16 protein-coding genes are annotated in these 17,290 nt (G+C 63.4%); 4 read left to right on the forward strand and 12 right to left on the reverse strand.

Annotation, left to right across the window (positions count from 1 at the left end; all coding sequences use genetic code 11):
* Positions 1-26 precede the first annotated feature (26 nt).
* Entirely contained in the window at positions 27-1,538 is a 1,512-nt protein-coding gene (locus B4400_RS04620) for an alpha,alpha-trehalose-phosphate synthase (UDP-forming) (RefSeq protein WP_078307929.1), read from the forward strand.
* Here the strand turns inward: B4400_RS04620 and B4400_RS04625 are convergent.
* The 12 genes from B4400_RS04625 to B4400_RS04680 form a co-directional block, all read right to left on the reverse strand.
* Complete coding sequence (locus B4400_RS04625) at positions 1,535-2,038, reverse strand: Rv1363c family protein (RefSeq protein WP_078307927.1); 504 nt, start codon at positions 2,036-2,038, stop codon at positions 1,535-1,537. The two genes, B4400_RS04620 and B4400_RS04625, sit on opposite strands and share 4 nt — an antisense overlap.
* A complete protein-coding gene (locus tag B4400_RS04630) occupies positions 2,017-2,733 on the reverse strand; it encodes an Rv1363c family protein (protein ID WP_078307924.1) in 717 nt (238 codons plus the stop codon). Before B4400_RS04630 ends, B4400_RS04625 begins: the two co-directional genes overlap by 22 nt.
* Entirely contained in the window at positions 2,730-4,259 is a 1,530-nt protein-coding gene (locus B4400_RS04635; RefSeq protein ID WP_078307921.1) for an MCE family protein, read from the reverse strand. The genes B4400_RS04630 and B4400_RS04635 overlap by 4 nt, the downstream gene beginning before the upstream one ends.
* Positions 4,259-5,434, reverse strand: coding sequence for an MCE family protein (locus tag B4400_RS04640; protein ID WP_078307919.1), 1,176 nt, complete (start codon positions 5,432-5,434; stop codon positions 4,259-4,261). Before B4400_RS04640 ends, B4400_RS04635 begins: the two co-directional genes overlap by 1 nt.
* The gene (locus B4400_RS04645) at positions 5,431-6,834 is read right to left on the reverse strand and encodes an MCE family protein (RefSeq protein ID WP_078307917.1); all 1,404 of its coding nucleotides are present in this window, start codon (positions 6,832-6,834) and stop codon (positions 5,431-5,433) included. The genes B4400_RS04640 and B4400_RS04645 overlap by 4 nt, the downstream gene beginning before the upstream one ends.
* Positions 6,831-7,889, reverse strand: coding sequence for an MCE family protein (locus tag B4400_RS04650; RefSeq protein ID WP_078307915.1), 1,059 nt, complete (start codon positions 7,887-7,889; stop codon positions 6,831-6,833). Before B4400_RS04650 ends, B4400_RS04645 begins: the two co-directional genes overlap by 4 nt.
* Complete coding sequence (locus tag B4400_RS04655; protein ID WP_078307914.1) at positions 7,882-8,916, reverse strand: MCE family protein; 1,035 nt, start codon at positions 8,914-8,916, stop codon at positions 7,882-7,884. The genes B4400_RS04650 and B4400_RS04655 overlap by 8 nt, the downstream gene beginning before the upstream one ends.
* Positions 8,916-10,115 (reverse strand): MCE family protein, encoded by a 1,200-nt coding sequence (locus B4400_RS04660; RefSeq protein WP_078307912.1) that lies wholly within the window; start codon positions 10,113-10,115, stop codon positions 8,916-8,918. The genes B4400_RS04655 and B4400_RS04660 overlap by 1 nt, the downstream gene beginning before the upstream one ends.
* A 7-nt stretch (positions 10,116-10,122) precedes the next feature.
* Positions 10,123-10,929 (reverse strand): MlaE family ABC transporter permease, encoded by an 807-nt coding sequence (locus tag B4400_RS04665; protein ID WP_078290273.1) that lies wholly within the window; start codon positions 10,927-10,929, stop codon positions 10,123-10,125.
* A gap of 53 nt (positions 10,930-10,982) precedes the next feature.
* Positions 10,983-11,750: an MlaE family ABC transporter permease gene (locus tag B4400_RS04670; protein WP_078290254.1), complete on the reverse strand. Its 768-nt coding sequence runs from the start codon at positions 11,748-11,750 to the stop codon at positions 10,983-10,985.
* Between the two features lie 236 nt (positions 11,751-11,986).
* Positions 11,987-12,892 carry a 3-oxoacyl-ACP reductase gene (locus tag B4400_RS04675; RefSeq protein ID WP_078307910.1) on the reverse strand — a complete coding sequence of 302 codons (906 nt, stop codon included), beginning with the start codon at positions 12,890-12,892 and terminating at the stop codon, positions 11,987-11,989.
* 94 nt (positions 12,893-12,986) lie between these two features.
* Positions 12,987-13,178, reverse strand: a complete 192-nt coding sequence (locus tag B4400_RS04680) for a ferredoxin (RefSeq protein ID WP_005062259.1) — start codon at positions 13,176-13,178, stop codon at positions 12,987-12,989.
* A 242-nt stretch (positions 13,179-13,420) separates the two neighbouring features.
* Here B4400_RS04680 and B4400_RS04685 point away from each other — a divergent pair, with 242 nt between their 5' ends.
* Genes B4400_RS04685 through B4400_RS04695 form a run of 3 tightly spaced genes read left to right on the forward strand, consistent with a single transcriptional unit; the run spans position 13,421 to position 17,267 of the window.
* Positions 13,421-14,599: an acyl-CoA dehydrogenase family protein gene (locus tag B4400_RS04685; protein WP_078307908.1), complete on the forward strand. Its 1,179-nt coding sequence runs from the start codon at positions 13,421-13,423 to the stop codon at positions 14,597-14,599.
* Between the two features lie 16 nt (positions 14,600-14,615).
* Positions 14,616-15,713 (forward strand): acyl-CoA dehydrogenase family protein, encoded by a 1,098-nt coding sequence (locus tag B4400_RS04690; RefSeq protein ID WP_078307906.1) that lies wholly within the window; start codon positions 14,616-14,618, stop codon positions 15,711-15,713.
* A 9-nt stretch (positions 15,714-15,722) separates the two neighbouring features.
* Positions 15,723-17,267, forward strand: coding sequence for a long-chain-fatty-acid--CoA ligase (locus B4400_RS04695; RefSeq protein WP_078307904.1), 1,545 nt, complete (start codon positions 15,723-15,725; stop codon positions 17,265-17,267).
* Positions 17,268-17,290 lie beyond the last annotated feature (23 nt).

Below are 17,290 nucleotides of genomic sequence, written 5' to 3' on the forward strand. Positions count from 1 at the left end.
CTCGCGATTGGTCCTGAGAAACACACATGGTGCCTCCATCGGATGACCGATCACCGGTAGAGGCTGTCGCCGGCAGGTCCGACTTCGTCGTCGTCGCCAACCGCCTCCCGATCGACCTGGTGAAGCTGCCCGACGGCTCCACGACGTGGAAACGCAGCCCTGGCGGGCTCGTCACCGCGATGGAGCCGCTGCTGCGTAAGCGTCGCGGCGCCTGGGTGGGCTGGCCCGGAGTTCCCGATGTCGACGTCGCCCCGGTCTCCGAGGATGACATGGTGCTGTACTCGGTCCGCCTCTCTACCGAGGAGGTCGCCGAGTATTACGAGGGCTTCTCCAACGCCACCTTATGGCCGCTGTATCACGATGTGATCGTCAAGCCGGAATACCACCGCGAGTGGTGGCAGGCATATGTCGACGTGAATCGTAAGTTCGCGGAGGCAACGGCAGCGGTCGCCGCCGAAGGCGCGACGGTATGGGTCCAGGACTACCAACTGCAGTTGGTACCCAAGATGCTGCGCATGCTGCGGCCGGATCTCACGATCGGCTTCTTCCTGCACATTCCGTTCCCGCCTGTGGAGCTGTTCATGCAGATGCCGTGGCGTACCGAAATCGTGGACGGCCTGCTGGGCGCCGACCTCATCGGATTCCACCTGGCCGGCGGCGCCCAGAACTTCATGTACCTGGCGCGAAGGTTGGTGGGTGCCAGTACATCTCGGGCATCGATCGGCGTGCGCTCACGGTTCGGTGAGATCCGGGTGGGCTTCCGCACCGTGAAGGTGGGCGCCTTCCCCATCTCCATCGATTCAACACAGCTCGACAGTGTGTCCCGCAGCAAGCAGATTCGCCAGCGCGCCAAGGAGATTCGCGCCGAGCTCGGCGGACCACGCAAGATCCTGCTGGGCGTCGACAGGCTCGACTACACCAAGGGCATCGACATCCGGCTGCGCGCGTACGAGGAACTACTCGCCGAGGGCCGCGCCAGCAGCAGCGACACCGTCTTCATCCAGCTCGCTACGCCCAGTCGCGAACGCGTCGACAGCTACAAGAAGATGCGTGGCGACGTGGAACAGCAGGTGGGCCACATCAACGGCGAATTCGGCGAGGTCGGACACGCGGTGGTGCATTACCTACACCGCCCGGTGCCCCGCGAGGACCTCATCGCCTTCTTCGTCGCCGCCGATGTCATGTTGGTGACACCGTTGCGCGACGGCATGAACCTGGTGGCCAAGGAGTACGTCGCGTGCCGCAGCGATCTGGGCGGTTCGCTGGTGCTCTCCGAATTCACCGGAGCCGCAGCAGAATTGCGTCAATCTTATCTGGTCAATCCGCACGATATCGATGGCGTGAAGGACGGTATCGAGTCGGCGCTCAACCAGACTCCCGAGGAAGGGCGGCGCCGGATGCGGGCACTGCGCCGTCAGGTGCTGGTTCATGACGTGGATCGGTGGGCGCGCGCCTTCCTGGAAGCGCTAGCGACACCAGCCACCGGTGATTCGATCGCACCGGAGCAGCCCGCGGTGTTGGGCGGCGAACCCCTCTAAAGCGGCGTGATGTAGGAGATCAACCATTTGTCGCCGGAGCGCGTGTAGTCCACCTGAATCGATGATGAGTCGTACACCGGGGTGCGCGACTGGTCGGTGATGGTGCGATTCATGTACACCACCACTTGTGCCGAATCTCTATGCGCGGCAATGATCCCGGTGCCCACGACACTGGTCTGGCTGACGATCTTGCGCTGCTTGGCCTGCGGGATGATCTCCCTGTTCGCCTTGTCTTCGAACTCACGCCGGTACTCGGGGGTCAACCCCGCGTACTGTTCGTCGAGGCTGCGCTCGACGGTCTGGTAGTCGTATCCGAAGATGCTTCCCACCTGCTTACCGGCCTGCTTGATCAGTGTCTCACCCGCGGCCCTACTGGCAACGGTGTCAACCCTGTGCCAGTACATGCCGCCGGCCACGGCGGACAAACCGATCACTGCCAGCACCACAGCCGCAACGAAAGTTCTTGTCAACCAGCGCATCAGCTCTGCCCGTCCGGCCAACGCAGGTCATACGCGGTCATGTTTCCTTGCTGATCCTCGGCGACAATCATCCGCATGCGGTACGACTTGGAGGGCTCGTTGACCCCGGAGTCGGCGTTGGTCAGCGTCACACGCGCGGAGATGAGTATCGATGCCTTCTTACTTATTTCGTCGACGCTCTCCAGGCTCGCCTTCTTGATCACCACCTCGGAGCTGGTCCCGGTTTGGTGGTACAGCGCTTTGAGATTGGCGGTGTTGTCCGGGTTGAACGTGCCCCGCAGCGGTCCGCTGGTGCTGTTGACGAACTGGTCGACGTTCTTGTCGATGCTGTCCTGGCTATAGGTCATCATGTTCGTCACCGTCTGCACGGCGGTGTCGACGAAGCGCTGATCGCGCGCGGCCCGCAGGTCGTCCTGGTGTTGCGCACGCCCCATGAGCGCCAGCGCCAACCCCAGCGCGCCGATGAGCACTACCGCCAGTACGGCCGCCGCCCACGCCACAGCGCGCGTGTTTCCTAGTCGGCGAGAGTCGGCAACGGAAGGCTCGGGCTTCGACCGAACCTCGGTGCGGCCCAAGGACACACTGATGGTCTCGGCACCGATCTCACTGGTCGGCCCGGCCGGCCGGGCCGCCCGGCGCCGCGTTGTCTGTGCCGAGCCGCCCGCGCGAACAGCCTCGGGCTGTGATGACGGGGTCGTCGTGTCTTCTTCGGTCATACCGGCTTCGGTCCCAACATCAGATCCGCCCATGTCTCCGCCTCGCTACCACGATCCAACGCGGGCGCATAGACGCTCGGCTGATTGTTGGCATCAAGAAACACACCATTCTTCGGATCGTAGGCACGTGCCGCCATCGGCTCCGATTTCGCCGCCACCGGCATCACATCCCCACCGGCCGGGGGCGCTTCCGGCGCCGGTGGAGGAGGCGGGGGCAGCGTCGGAGTACCCGGATCCGGCTCGACGCCCGGCGGTATGTTCGGGAATTTGTTGGGCGGCAGAATGTTCCGCGGGTCCTCCACCGGGGTGCCGTACGGAGCAGGCGGGCCGCGCCACGGGTTGCTGCCAATCGGTACATATCCGCGCGGATCGCGGCACAGCTGAATGGTCGGCGCCCGCTTACCGGGGAACTCCTGGCACGGGTAGTTGCGCGCACCGCGCACCGCGCTCGGATCGTTCTGAGCCGTCTTGCAGTACATGTCGCTGGGTAGCTCGCGCAGGGTCTCGTCGGCAGGGGTGCGCATCAGCGGCGCCGGCACGAAACCGGTCAGGCACGGCGGCGGGTCGCCCAGGTTAAGCCGGAAGTCCAACTTCGCGCCCTCGTCCATCGGTGCACCACCGGCGACCGTCAACAGCGCCGAGAACAGCGCCGGCAGGATCACCAACGACTGCTCGATCGACTTGTTGTAGATGACGCCGACACGACCCAGATTGGCCAGGCTTGCGGCGAGCACCGGGAACGACGGGCGGATGCCCGCGAACAGTTTGGAGGCTTCCCCAGCGGCGCCCGGAGCTACCGTGAGGAACTGGCGCAGCTGCGGATCGGCCTTGGCGAAATGTTCCGTCAGTGCCGCCAGACTGGAGACGGATCCGCGGATGTTGTCGCCACTGCGAATCTGGGCGTCCAGCAGCGGCCCCACCTGATCGATCAGCTTGGTGGTGCTGTCGTAATTGGCGTTGGCCTCTTGGATCAGCAGCCGCGACGAGTCGATCAGCCGGGAAAGTTCCTGACCGGATCCGTTGAATGCCTTGAACGCCTCGGCCAGCACCTCCCGCAGCCGAGTGTCGGCAATGGTGTTCACGAGGCCGTCTGCCTGGCGCAGCAGAGTGGAGACGTCGGTGGGGATCGAGGTGCGATCGGTACCGATGACATCGCCTTGCCGCAGGCTCCCGGCGGCCCCCGTCGGTGGCGGCACCAGATCTACGTACTGCTCGCCGATGGCGGACACACTCTTGACGACGGCCCGCACATTGCCCGGCACCTTCACGTTGTCGTTGAGCCGCATCCTGGCGGTGACGCCCTCGGGAGTCAGCTCGACATCGGTGACCCGGCCGATCTGCACACCGCGATAGGTGACGTTCGCGTTCTGGTACAGACCACCCGTGGCAACGAACTGTGCTTTCACATCATGGTTTCCGATGCCGAGCGCCGTGGGCACCCGCAGGTAGAAGATCGCCATCAGCGCCACGCTGATCACCGTGACGGCCGCGAAGATCGCCAGCTGTATCTTGATCAGCTTTTCCATCAGCGACCACCTCCCTGCGGGGCGGCCGGTGCGGCCGGCGCGGGCAGACTGAACGGGCTGGTCTCCTTGCCGTTCAGGTTGGCCATGGAACCGATGAGCCATTCCGGCGGGTTCACCACGTCGTTGAAGTGCTGCATGTTCGGATCGAAGAACGATGTGGTGAAGAGCGTTTCACCTATGCGCCGCGCGGTCAGATCAAACGTCACGAAGACGTTCAGGTAGTCCCCACGCACCGCGTTCCGCAGGTACTTGGTGCTGAACGGGAATGTCGGCAGGAGATCAAGGCTGTCGATCAAAACGTCACGGTTTTCTGCCAGTGCCCGAACCACCGGGTACAACCCCTTGAGATCGGCGACGATGTCTTCCTTGGTGGTCCGCAGCACCCGGTCGGTGATCTTCGCGAGGTTCCCCACCGATCGGAACGCCTCGATGATGTTGGCGCGATTCTCGTTGAGCACCTTCAGCGCAGGTTCGATCGAATCGATGGCGCGCCCAAGGCTTTCCTTGTGCTCGGCCAGAACCCGCGAAAACTTGTCGATGCCCTCGATGGCCGAGATGATGTCGTTCTGCTGAGAGTTCAGCGACGAGATCAGCGTGGCGAGCTTGGGCAACACCTGGGTCAGGTTTCCGGTGCGTCCCTTGAACAAGTTGTAGGTCTCGTCGGTAATGTCTTGTATCGCACCGAGATTGCCCTTGTTGACCACCACAGATAGCGCAGACAACACCTCTTCGGTGCTGGGGTATTTTCCGGTCCGGCTCAGCGGGATGGTGTCTCCGCCGGCCAACCGGCCCACCGCGGGTTCCCCGGTGGGTGCGGCCAGCTCGATGTGCTGTGAGCCGAGCAGGCTGGTCTGGGCGACCTTCGCGACGGCGTTAGCCGGCAGCCGCACCTCCGGACCCAGCGACACCTTGACTCCGGCATACCAAGAACCATCTGGCTTTTGGAACGCGTCGATACCCGACACACTGCCCACGGTCACATCGTCCACCATGACCGGAGAGTTTTGCGGCAGCGTGGTGACATCGGGCAGCTCGACGGTGATCGTGTAGGACCGTGAGCCATGGCCCGCCGTCCCCGGCAGGTTCAGCGAGTTGAGCCCATTGAACTGACATCCACTCGTCACGACGGCGACACCGACACCGATCGCCATCCCGCGCAGTATGTTCCGACTCATCGCGGTCCTCCCGCAGTAGCGGGGGGCGCTGGCTCGTCCGCAGCGGCGGGGAAGCCCGGCGGCACCGGACCCGGCTCGGCAGGGCGCAGCTCCGTGCCCGGGGGTGGCGGGGCGTTGATCTCCTCGGGCCCGAGCATCAACGCACTGAGGTCCTGCGGCGACGGCTTCGGCGGCGGTGCGCCATTGGGCCGGACCCACACCAGATCCTCGCGAGGTGCCTCGGATTTCGCCTCCGTCTCGGGAGTGTCGTAGATGATCTGTCCCTTGTACGCCGAAATCTGGTTGATCGGGTGCAGCAGTATCGGGGCGTAGTTGAAGGTCGCGCGGCGCAACACGGGCCCCATGCGTTCGCGGCAGATCTCAGCCCGCTTCAAATACTCGGTCTTGGTACCGGTTTCGAACACACCACCACAGATGAACTGCACCGGGTTGGCCAAGTTCGGAATCGAGAGCATGCCGTTCAACGTGCCTGCCGCCGGGTTGTAGATGTTGTAAAAGTTGGCCAGACCGTTGGGTGCGACATGCAGGATCTGTTCGACGTCGTCGCTCTGGTCGGAGAAGATCTTCACAAAGTCGCTCAGCTTGTTCACCGAATCAATGAGCGCAGAGTTGGTGTCTCCCAGGAAACCTCGCACATCGGTGAGTGCCTGATTGAGTGCTCCCAGGGTGGCGCCGAGGTTCTCGGTGCTAGCTGCCAGGACCTTCGACACCGAGGCCAAATGGGTGCTGAACTGCACTATCTGCTCGTTGGAGTTCGCCAACGCGTCCACCAGCACCTGCAGGTTCTTGATGGTGCCGAATAGGTCCGTGCGCGAGTCGCCGAGCCGCCCGGCCGCCTGTGAAAGCTCTCGCACCGCGTTCCGGAACGAATCACCGTTACCGTCGAAAGTACTTGCCGCCTGGTTGATGAAATCGCTTACCGGGCCCTTGGATTCACCCTGTGGACCCAGGCTGTCGCTGAGCTTGGCGAGCTCGGTCTTGACCTCATCCCATTCGATCGGGACGGCGGTCTTGTCCAGACCCAACGAGGCACCGTCGGCGAGAGCTTGTCCCTCGGTGTAGGCCGGGGTCAGCTGAACAAACCTGGCGGTCACCAGATTTGGGGCCATGATGATCGCTTGCGCGCCCTCGGGCACTTTGAACTTGTCCGGGAGCTCCATGGTGACCTTCACGTCACCCTCGCGCGGCTCGACGGCGCTGATATGGCCGGCCTTCACACCGAGAATCCGAACGTCATCACCCGGATACAACCCGACGGCCGACGCGAAATGCCCGACGATCTTGTAGGTTCCGCGGCTGGGCCACACCCAATACAGCAAGCCACCCACGAGTGTCACGGCGAGCATCGCGTAGGCGCTCTTCCGGATCCAGGGTGTAAAACGGTTCGGTTGTGTTGTCATGGCGATTTCGGCCTCATGACTTGGCGTTCGCCGATCAGACCATTCAGGTAGTCCGAGAGGCTGGCGGGCAGCTTGCCGGGCTGGAAGTAGGTGTCGAACATGACGGCGGTCAGTGTCGCGGGCGGGAAGCCGTAGACGTTGACGTGGAAGCCCGGCCCCGAGGACACAACCTCGCCGAGAGCGGTGCCGTATCCGGGCAGACGCTTGAGCGCCTCACTGATATGCGCCTTACGGTCCAAGAGGTCATCGAGCACGACATTCAGTTTCTCCATGGTGGGCCGGAACTCTTGGCGGTTGTCGGCCACGAATCCACTGAGCTGCTGTGAGAGTCCCTGCACACGATTGATCAGCTCGCTGATGGCCAGGCGCCGCTCGTCGAGCGCGGCGAATAGCTGATTACCATCGGTGACAAGCTTGTTCACCTGCCCGGCACGCTCGGAGAGAATCCCACTCACCGACTTGGCACGGTTCAACAGCTGCTCGAGGGCGGCATCACGGTCATTCAGCGTGCGTGAGAGCGAGGCGACTCCGTCTAGGGCACCGCGCAGCTGCGGGGTGGCGTCACGCATCGCATCCGTGATGACTTGCAGCGACTGGTCGAGTTGCGCCTTGTCGATCCCGCCCGCCGACGCGCCCAGGTCGCTCAGCGCACTGTTGAGCGTGTACGGAGTTCTGGTGCGGCCCAACGGAATCTCGGTGATGCGGCCAGCTCCCGCCGGTGTCACCGATAGCGATTTCTCACCCAACACGGTAGTGGTCCTGATGGCGGCCAGCGACTGGTCACCCAGACGGATCGAGCGATCCACGGTGAAGTCCACGCGAACCGTGTTGCCCGCCAAGGACACATCCTTGACCTGACCCACCTTGATACCCGAGACGAAGACGTTACCGCCCGGCTCCAGGCCACCGGAGTCCGCGAAGAATCCGGTGTACTGCCTGCCCTGCGGCCAGAACGGAAGACCCGTATAGCCGAACGCGACCAGCACCAGCATCGCCACCACGGCGATGCCGAAGATTCCGGTGCGTACCGGATCTTTCTCCTGTAAGTCACTCATTTTTGAAGGCACACCTGCCCTTCGATGGGTCGGGTGGTCCACCAAACGGGATCAGCCAGTCGGTTCCGACGGGTCCATTGACCTTGATCCGGATGGAGCAGTAATAGATGTTGAAGAACGATCCGTAGGCGCCAAGAGCGTTGAGCCGCAGGTAGTTCTCCGCCAGGTTCTCCACGACGACGTTGATATCGGCCTTACGCTCATCCATCCGGGTTGCCAGTTGGCGCGTCTGTTCGATGGTGCCCTTGATGTACGGGCGAGTGTCCTTGAGCACGGACTCCAGCGATGAGGCCGTTGAGGCGAGTGGCGGCAGCGCTCCGGCGACCACATCGCGCTGTTGCGCCAGCCCCGAGACGAGCTGCTGTAGCTGATCGACGCTCGATGAGAATTGGCTGCTCTTCGAGTCAACGGTGCCGAGCACGTCGTTGAGGTGATTGATCACATCGCCGATCAGCTGATCGCGTTCGGCCAATCCCGAGGTGAACGAGGATGTATCGCCGAGCAATTGGGAGAGCGTTCCCCCTTGCCCCTGCAGAATCTGAATGAACGCGTTGCTGATCTCGTTGACCTTCGCGGCGTCGAATCCCTTGAGCACGGGCCGAAGTCCGCCAAGCAGTGCATCCAGATCGAGAGCGGGCTGGGTGTGCTCCTTATCCAGCGTTCCTCCGTCGGGCAGCTTACGCAGCTCTCCGGGGCCCGACGAGATCTCCAGATACCGGTCACCGACCAGGTTCTCGTACCTGACAATCGCCCGGCTGGAGCTGTAGAGCTGGTACTTGGAGTCGACGTCGAAGGTGACCTCGACCGTGTTGTCCGGATTGAGCGAGACGTCCTTGACGCGACCGACCGGCACGCCGGCGATGCGGACCTTCTGACCGGACCGCAAGTCGGATGCCGTGGTGAAGATCGCGTGGTACCGCTTGCCGGAACCGAATCGGAACTCACCGAAGGTGATGATCAGTCCCGCCGCCACCAGCAGCATCACCACGGTGAAGACGATGACCTTGATCTGTGTACCGCGCAGCATCAGAACTCACTTCGCTTCGCGAAGGCACCGTTGTAGAGGTACTGCAGAGTGTCAGGAGCGTTGACTTGCAGCTCCTCCAACGGCTTGTACGGGATATACGCGTTATCGGTCACCAGGAAGGGCGATCGGTACCACGACCCGTTTTGCGCCTTGGTGGGAATATTCGGGAGGCCACGGCAATTGGGGCCACCGGAGCCGTTCACGATGGGCAGGCTATCCGGATAGGTATAGACCGGTGCGCCGAGCGGAAAGCTGTTGCTCAGGAATAGACCGGGCCGCACACCGCCGATGAGCGGGGTGAAGGTCACCAATGCCTTGGAGATCGCCTGCAGCGTGCAGGGAATCTCCGGCGAGTATCTACCGAGCAGCGTGATGGGGGCGCGCAGTCGTTGCAGCGCCGCGGTGAGGTCCTTCTCGGCCGGAGCCAGGGTTTCGTATCCGTTGTTACCCAGTCCAATTGCCGCAAGCAGTGTGGCCTTGAGATCCTGCTGTTGATCCACGATAGTGCGGCTCAGCGTCGGCAGATTGTCGAGGATGCGCACGATATCCGGAGCGGCATCGCCATAGATCTGCCCTACCTGACCAGCCTTCTGAAAATCCTGTTGCAGGGCAGGAAGTTTGGGATTCAGTTGATCCAGGTATTGATCGAGCTCGACGAGACCCTGCCCGAAATTGTCTCCGTTGCCGCGCAACCCTTCACCGACGGCGGTCAGGGTGGCGTTGAGATTGACCGGATCGATCTTTCCGAGCAGTCGCGTCAGGTTCTCGAACACCGTGTTGACTTCCAGGGCCACCGCCTCGGCGGTTACCGTCGCCCCCGCTCGCAGCGGCGAGCTCGACGGCTGTTGCGGGGCAAGAAATTCCACCGACTTCGCACCAAAGATGGTGGTACCCGCGATACGCACCGTGGCATTGGACGGAATCAGCCGCAGATCTTTGGCATTGACCGCGAGCTCCAACTTGGCCTGTTCGTTGGCATAGGAGATCGACTTGACCTTGCCAATCTGCAGTCCGTGGAACTTGACCTTGCCGCCCTCTTCCATCACCAGGCCCGCGCGGGGCGAGACGACAGTGATGGGCTTGGTGTCGGAGAAGGCGTCGTTGTACGCCAGGTAGGTCAACACAGTCAGCGCCACCAACACGGCGGCGAGCACCGTGCCGGCTAGCCGGACGGACCGGCGCGACGAGTCTCCTGACATGTGGTTCCTAGCCCGAGAGATTGAAGTTGCCGGACCCGCCGTAGACGGCAAGTGAGATGAACAGGGTGACAAGCACAACCACGATGAGGGAGGTGCGTACGGCCTGACCGACCGCGACACCCACACCCACCGGGCCGCCGGAGGCATTGAATCCGTAACTGGTGTGCACCAGCATCACGACCACCGACATGACGATCGCCTGCAGAAACGACCACAGCAGATCGGTGGGCACCAAGAAGGTGTTGAAGTAGTGGTCGTACACACCCGGGGACTGGCCGTTGATCATCACTGTCGTGGCGCGCGATGCGAAGAACGCCGCCAGCACCGACAGCGAATACAGCGGGACGATGGCGATAAGCCCGGCCACCAAACGGGTGGATACCAGATACGAAACCGCGTGGACCGCCATCGTTTCCAGGGCGTCGATCTCCTCCGAGACGCGCATGGCGCCGAGCTGGGCGGTCGTTCCGGCACCGATCGTCGCCGCCATCGCGATGCCCGCCACCACCGGAGCGATGATGCGCACGTTCAGGAACGCAGACAGGAAGCCGGTGAGCGCCTCGATGCCGATATTGCCCAGCGAGGAGTAGCCCTGTACCGCGATGACGCCACCGGACGCCAGGGTAAGGAACACGGCGACGCCGACCGTGCCCCCGATCATCACCAGCGCACCGGTGCCCATGGTGATCTCTGCGAGCACCCGGATGGTTTCCTTGCGGTATTTCGTCAGCGCTGCGGGGATGTAGCTCAGCGACTGCGCGTAGAAAAGTGCCTGCTCGCCGAATTTGTCGAACGAGCGTCCCAGACCACGCATATACCGAACGGTATAGGAGGTCACGGTGTGCGTCGAAAGATACGGTCCGGTCACTAGTGCTTCACCAGGACCCGCACGCCAATGGCCGTCATGACCACGTTGATGACGAACAAACAAATGAAGGCGTAGACGACGGTCTCGTTGACCGCATCGCCGACGCCCTTGGGTCCGCCCTTGACGGTGAGCCCGCGATAACAGCCAACAAGGCCGGCGAAGATGCCGAACAGGAAGGCCTTGATCTCCGAGATCATCAGCTCGCCCAGGCCGGTCAGCACCGTCAGGCCGTTGATGAAGGCGCCCGGGTTAACTCCCTGCAGGAACACCGAGAACACGTAGCCGCCGACCATGCCAATGGCGCATACGAGGCCGTTCAGCAGCAGCGCGACGAAGGTCGACGCCAGCACCCGCGGTACCACGAGCCGCTGGATCGGATCGATGCCCAGCACCTGCATCGCGTCGATCTCCTCGCGGATGGTGCGGGCACCCAGGTCGGCGCAGATCGCCGTGGCGCCGGCGCCCGCGACAACGAGCACCGTCACCACCGGACCGAGCTGTGTCACGGTGCCGAAGGCGGTGGCTGCACCGGAGAGGTCGGCCGCACCGATCTCGCGCAGCAGGATGTTGAGCGTGAAGGCGACCAGGACCGTGAACGGGACGGCGACCAAGAGCGTCGGCAACAACGAGACCCGCGCGATGAACCACGTCTGATCCAGGAATTCCTGACCCTGGAACGGGCGGCGGAACATGTTACGGAACGTGGCCAACGACATGGAGACGAAGCCGCCGACGGCGCGCGCCGGCGCCGCGAGCTGCTGCTTCAACCTTTGCTCCTGTCTCACACATCCCGGTACTGCCGAAGACTCGCCCCTATGATCCGGTTAACGATCGACGTGTACCTACCACGCTGTGAGGCGCATCATATTAACGAGAAAAAATTCTTAGTGTCAATTCATGTCCGGGCAGGCAAATCGCACGCCACGTCCACTTTATGCTGGGATTTTGGTGCGATAAATAGAACCGGTTCTAATCTTGGCCGTGCCCCGTACCGTAACGCTTGTTAACCTTCAGACATCAGCGCGGTCGCCGAGAACGTTCGCTTGGGGTCATGTCCAGCAAAGAAATCGGCCAGCGCCGAATTCAGTGCCGGCGGATCCCACGCATCCAACTCCGCAGTGAACTTCGCTTCCACTGTAGGCGCTGCCAACAACGTCACGGTGGGTCCGTACACGATGAACAGCTGACCGTTCACCGCCTCGGCCGCGGGCGAGGCCAGGTAGCGCACCAAAGTCACGACGTGTTCGGGGGAAAGTGGATCGATCGAGTCCTCGGGTGCGTCACCAAAGACATCGGCGGTCATCGCCGTACGGGCGCGTGGGGCGATGGCATTGGCCCGCACCCCGTAGCGTCCGAGGGCACGCGCGGCCGACAGCGTCAGCGCGGTGATACCGGCCTTGGCGGCGCCGTAGTTGGCCTGCCCTTCCGGCCCCAGCAGGCCGGCTTCAGACGACGTGTTGATGAGGCGGCCGTACACCGGGGCTCCCGCGACCTTCGACGCTCCACGCCAGTAGGTGGCGGCGTTGCGAGTCAGCAGGAAGTGTCCGCGCAAGTGCACGTGGATAACGGCGTCGAACTCCTCATCCGACATGTTGAAGAGCATCCGGTCGCGCGTGATGCCCGCGTTGTTGACCACGACATGCAGGCCACCGAGCGATTCGGCGGTGGAGATCAGCTCGTCGGCGGTCGTGCGCTCACCGATGTCACCGGCGACCGTCACACCCTTGGATCCCACAGCGGCGATCTCGTCGAGCACATCGCTGCGCTCCAGAGCGGGCGCGATGTCGTTGACGATGACTGTCGCTCCGGATCGGGCCAGACCGATCGCCTCGGCGCGGCCGAGTCCCGCCGCGGCTCCGGTGACAATGGCGACGCGGCCACTCAGGTCGGCATCAGCAATCGCGCTCATACAAATTTCCCTTCAGTCCCATGCTTGCGACGCACCCCCATCCCGCCGGCCCCGCGCCGCCGAGTGCGGACGGGCCGGTGATTTACGAATGCCTCTAGTCTTTGCGAATCAAAGCGGCGCGCGGGCACTCCGCGATCGCCTGCTCGACCAGATCTTCCTGATCGGCCGGTACTTCCTCTTGCAGGATGACGACATAGTCGTCGTCATCGACGTCGAACACCTCTGGAGCGATCCCGAGACATACCAAGTTGCCTTCACAACGGTCAGGAACTACACCGACACGCATTGGAAACCTCTTTCCGGCGCTGTATGACTCGGCGAGCCGACGTCATCGTCTATTTGGGCTGTATCGCCAGACTACGACACGTGACCCACGACACAACCCTGGTAACACCAGGATCTCTGGGCTGAGTTTGTGCCGTGGCGCCGCATCTGGACTCCCTAGACTAGAACGTGTTACAACTCTTGTGTCAACGTGGGTCACACCTGAGGGCTCACGACAGCCGACGGGCAGCAGAAGGAACACACATGCATATCGCCTACACGCCCGAGCAGGAAGAGCTGCGCCGCGAACTACGCGCGTACTTCGACAAACTGCTGACCCCGGAGCGACGCGAGGCCTTGGCCTCGAATCAGGGTGAATACGGCACCGGCAACGTCTACCGCGAGACCGTCGAGCAGATGGGTGCCGATGGCTGGCTGGCCCTGGGCTGGCCCAAGGAGTTCGGGGGCCAGGACCGTTCGGTGATGGATCAGCTGATCTTCACCGACGAGGCAGCGATCGCCGGTGCTCCGGTGCCGTTCCTGACCATCAACAGCGTCGCGCCGACGATCATGCACTACGGCTCCGACGAGCAGAAGAAGTTCTTCCTGCCCAAGATCGCCGCGGGCAAGCTGCACTTCTCCATTGGCTACTCCGAGCCGGGCGCCGGTACCGACCTCGCTTCGCTGCGTACTTCGGCCGTCCGTGACGGCGATGACTACGTCATCAATGGCCAGAAGATGTGGACCAGCCTCATCGAGTACGCCGACTACATCTGGCTGGCGGTGCGTACCAACACCGAGGTGAAGAAGCACCGCGGCATTTCCATGCTCATCGTGCCCACCACCGCCGAGGGCTTCTCGTACACCAAGGTCCGCACCATGGCCGGGCCCGGCACCAGCGCCACCTATTACCAGGATGTGCGTGTTCCGGTGTCGAGCCGAGTCGGTGAGGAGAACGCGGGCTGGAAGCTGGTGACCAACCAGCTGAATCATGAGCGAGTGGCCCTGGTTTCCTCGGCGCCGATCATCACGGCGCTGCGCGAGGTACGCGAGTGGGCACAGAACACCAAGGGCCCGGGCGGCCGGATCATCGATTCCGAATGGGTTCAGCTGAACCTGGCCCGCGTGCACGCCAAGGTCGAGTACCTCAAGCTCATCAACTGGGAGCTGGCCTCCAACACCGATGCCGCTCCCTCCCCCGCCGACGCCTCCGCCACGAAGGTCTTCGGCACCGAGTTGGCCACCGAGGCCTACCGTCTTCTCATGGAGGTTCTGGGGACGGCGGCAACGCTGCGTCAGGGCTCCCCCGGCGCGCAGCTGCGCGGCCGCGTCGAGCGGATGCACCGGGCCTGCTTGATCCTCACATTCGGCGGCGGCACCAACGAGGTTCAACGCGACATCATCGCGATGACCGCCCTCGGCCAGCCTGCCGCGACACGCTAGAAGGGACTGCACTGCAATGGATTTCTCCCTTACCGAGGCACAGACCGATCTCGCCGGTCTGACCCGCACCATCGCGTCGGCGATCAGCACGCCGGAACGTCAGAAGGAACTCGACAAGCAGGACAGCCGGTTCGACTGGCAGCTGTGGACCAAGCTCGTCGAGGCCGACATCCTGTCCACCGCGGCACCCGAGTCGGTGGGCGGTGGGGGGTTCGGCGTCCTCGAGCAGTCCTCTATCCTCGTCGAGCTGGGCCGTGAATTGGGCGCCGTCCCGTACCTGGAGTCGGTGGTGCTCGCGGCGGGTGCACTTGCGGCGTTCGGTTCCGAGGCGCTGCAGAATGATTGGGCCGCACCGGCTGTCGCCGGCAAGAAGGTCCTCACCATTGCGCTCGAGGGTGAGCCGGGCGAGGGACCGGTGGCCGCCCGTACCGAAGGCGCCGGCTATGTCCTGACCGGTAATCGTGTCCTGGTGCCGTTCGGCGTCGAGGCCGATGCCTACCTGGTGTCTGCCGAGACCGAGACCGGCACCGCGGTATTTCTGGTGGCGGCCGACGACGCCGGCGTCACCCAGGAAACGTTGCACACCACCGGTAAGGACAGCTCCGCTGAGCTGATCCTCTCCGAGGTTCCCGTTCCGGCCGACCGCAAGGTCGGCGGCGTGGAGGTTGTGGAGTGGCTGCGGCTGCGGGAGTCCTTGGGCCACAGTGCCTATCAACTCGGAGTGCTGGAGCGGGCGCTGGAGCTGACTGCCGACTACGCACGCACCCGTGAGCAGTTCGGCAAGCCGATCGGCGGCTTCCAGGCGGTCGCTCAGCGGCTGGCCGACGGGTACATCGACGTCAAGGGCTTGCGCCTCACCTTGTGGCAGGCCGCATGGCGGGTCTCGGAAGATCTACCCGCCGATGTCGATGTCGCGACGGCCAAGTTCTGGGCCTCAGATGCCGGTCACCGTGTCGCGCACACCGCGGTTCACGTGCACGGCGGCGTGGGCATCGACGAAGACCACCCGGTGCATCGCTACTTCCTGGCCGCCAAGCGGGGCGAGTTCGCCTCCGGCAGCGCGACGGAGCAGCTGCGCCGTATCGGGCGCGAGCTCGCCAACACGCCTGCCTAGTATCTGGTTGTGAGCACCCCGGAAGACGCAACGGTCACTCAGCTGCTGATGAACCTGGCCGATGTCGAGGACCGGGGGCTGCACTTCGAAGGTTCATTCACGTCATGGCGAGATCATGTGGCTGAAAGTCGCCGCCTGGCATCAGTATTGCGCGCACGTCTGGATCTCTCGAAGCCCCCTCATATCGGAGTTCTGCTGGAAAACACCCCGGCCTTCTCCCATCTGTTGGGCGCCGCCGCGCTCGGCGGCCTGGTCTTGGTGGGCCTCAACCCCACTCGGCGGGGTACGGCGCTGCAGCGAGATATCGACTTGGCCGACTGCCAGTTGATACTCACCGACTCCGCGAGCGCATCCCTGCTGGATGGGGTCGACTACGTCGATATCGATTCTCTCGCTGGACAGTCCGCGGCTGCGGTGGATGTTCCCGAGGTGCGGCCGGATGACCTGTTCATGCTCATCTTCACCTCGGGTACCAGCGGCGACCCCAAGGCCGTCCAGATCACCCACGCCAAGGTTGCCTCTGCGGGAATCATGCTGTCCACACGCTTCGGCCTCGGCACCGCGGATGTCTGCTACCTCTCGATGCCGATGTTCCATTCCAACGCGGTGCTCGCGGGCTGGTCGGTTGCCCTCGCCGCGGGAGCGTCGATTGCACTGCGGCGCAAATTCTCCGCGTCGGGCTTCATCGAGGACGTCCGCACGTACGGAGCGACATACGCCAACTACGTGGGCAAACCCATGTCGTACGTGCTGGCGACACCCGAGCAGCCCGATGATGCCGAGAACCCGCTGAAGATCATGTACGGCAATGAAGCCGCTGCCGGGGACACCGATCGATTCGCGCAACGATTCGGCGCATTTGTCATTGACGGATTTGGATCGACCGAGGGCGGCGTCGCACTGGGGTGGGCACCCGGCACTCCCCCGGGTGCCATCGGGCCACTCACGCCGGAGGTCCGCATCCTGGACATCGAGACCGGAGAGCCCTGTCCCCCGGCAATTTTCGACGGCAGCGGCAAGTTGGTGAATGCCGCACAGGCCACCGGTGAGCTGGTGAACATCACCGGGCCCGGGCGATTCACCGGCTACTACAAGAACCCCGAGGCCGATGCCGAACGCATGGTCGAGGGCAAGTACCGTAGCGGCGATCTCGCCTACGCCGACGAAGACGGATACGTGTACTTCGCCGGGCGCCTGGGCGATTGGCTGCGCGTCGACGGCGAGAACCTGGGCACCGCCCCCATTGAGCGGGTACTACTGCGTCATCCGGATATCACCGAGGTGGCGGTCTACGGCATCCCCGACCCCACCGTGGGTGACCGGGTGATGGCGGCGCTGGTGGTACGCAACGGATTCCAGGCATCCGAACTCGGCGGATTCCTTGCCGCCCAAGAGGATCTCGGCCCCAAACAATGGCCCTCATTTGTGAGGGTGAGTCAGACTCTGCCACGTACCGCGACGTTCAAGGTGATCAAGCGACAGTTGTCCGCCGAGGCGTTGGAGACCAGCGACCCGCTGTGGCGGTTCGCTGGGGGCACCTACGTGCAACCCTGACGCCGAGTGAGTGGCAGGTAAAA

Source organism: Mycobacterium sp. D16Q13 (assembly GCF_002013375.1).
Taxonomy (GTDB): domain Bacteria; phylum Actinomycetota; class Actinomycetes; order Mycobacteriales; family Mycobacteriaceae; genus Mycobacterium.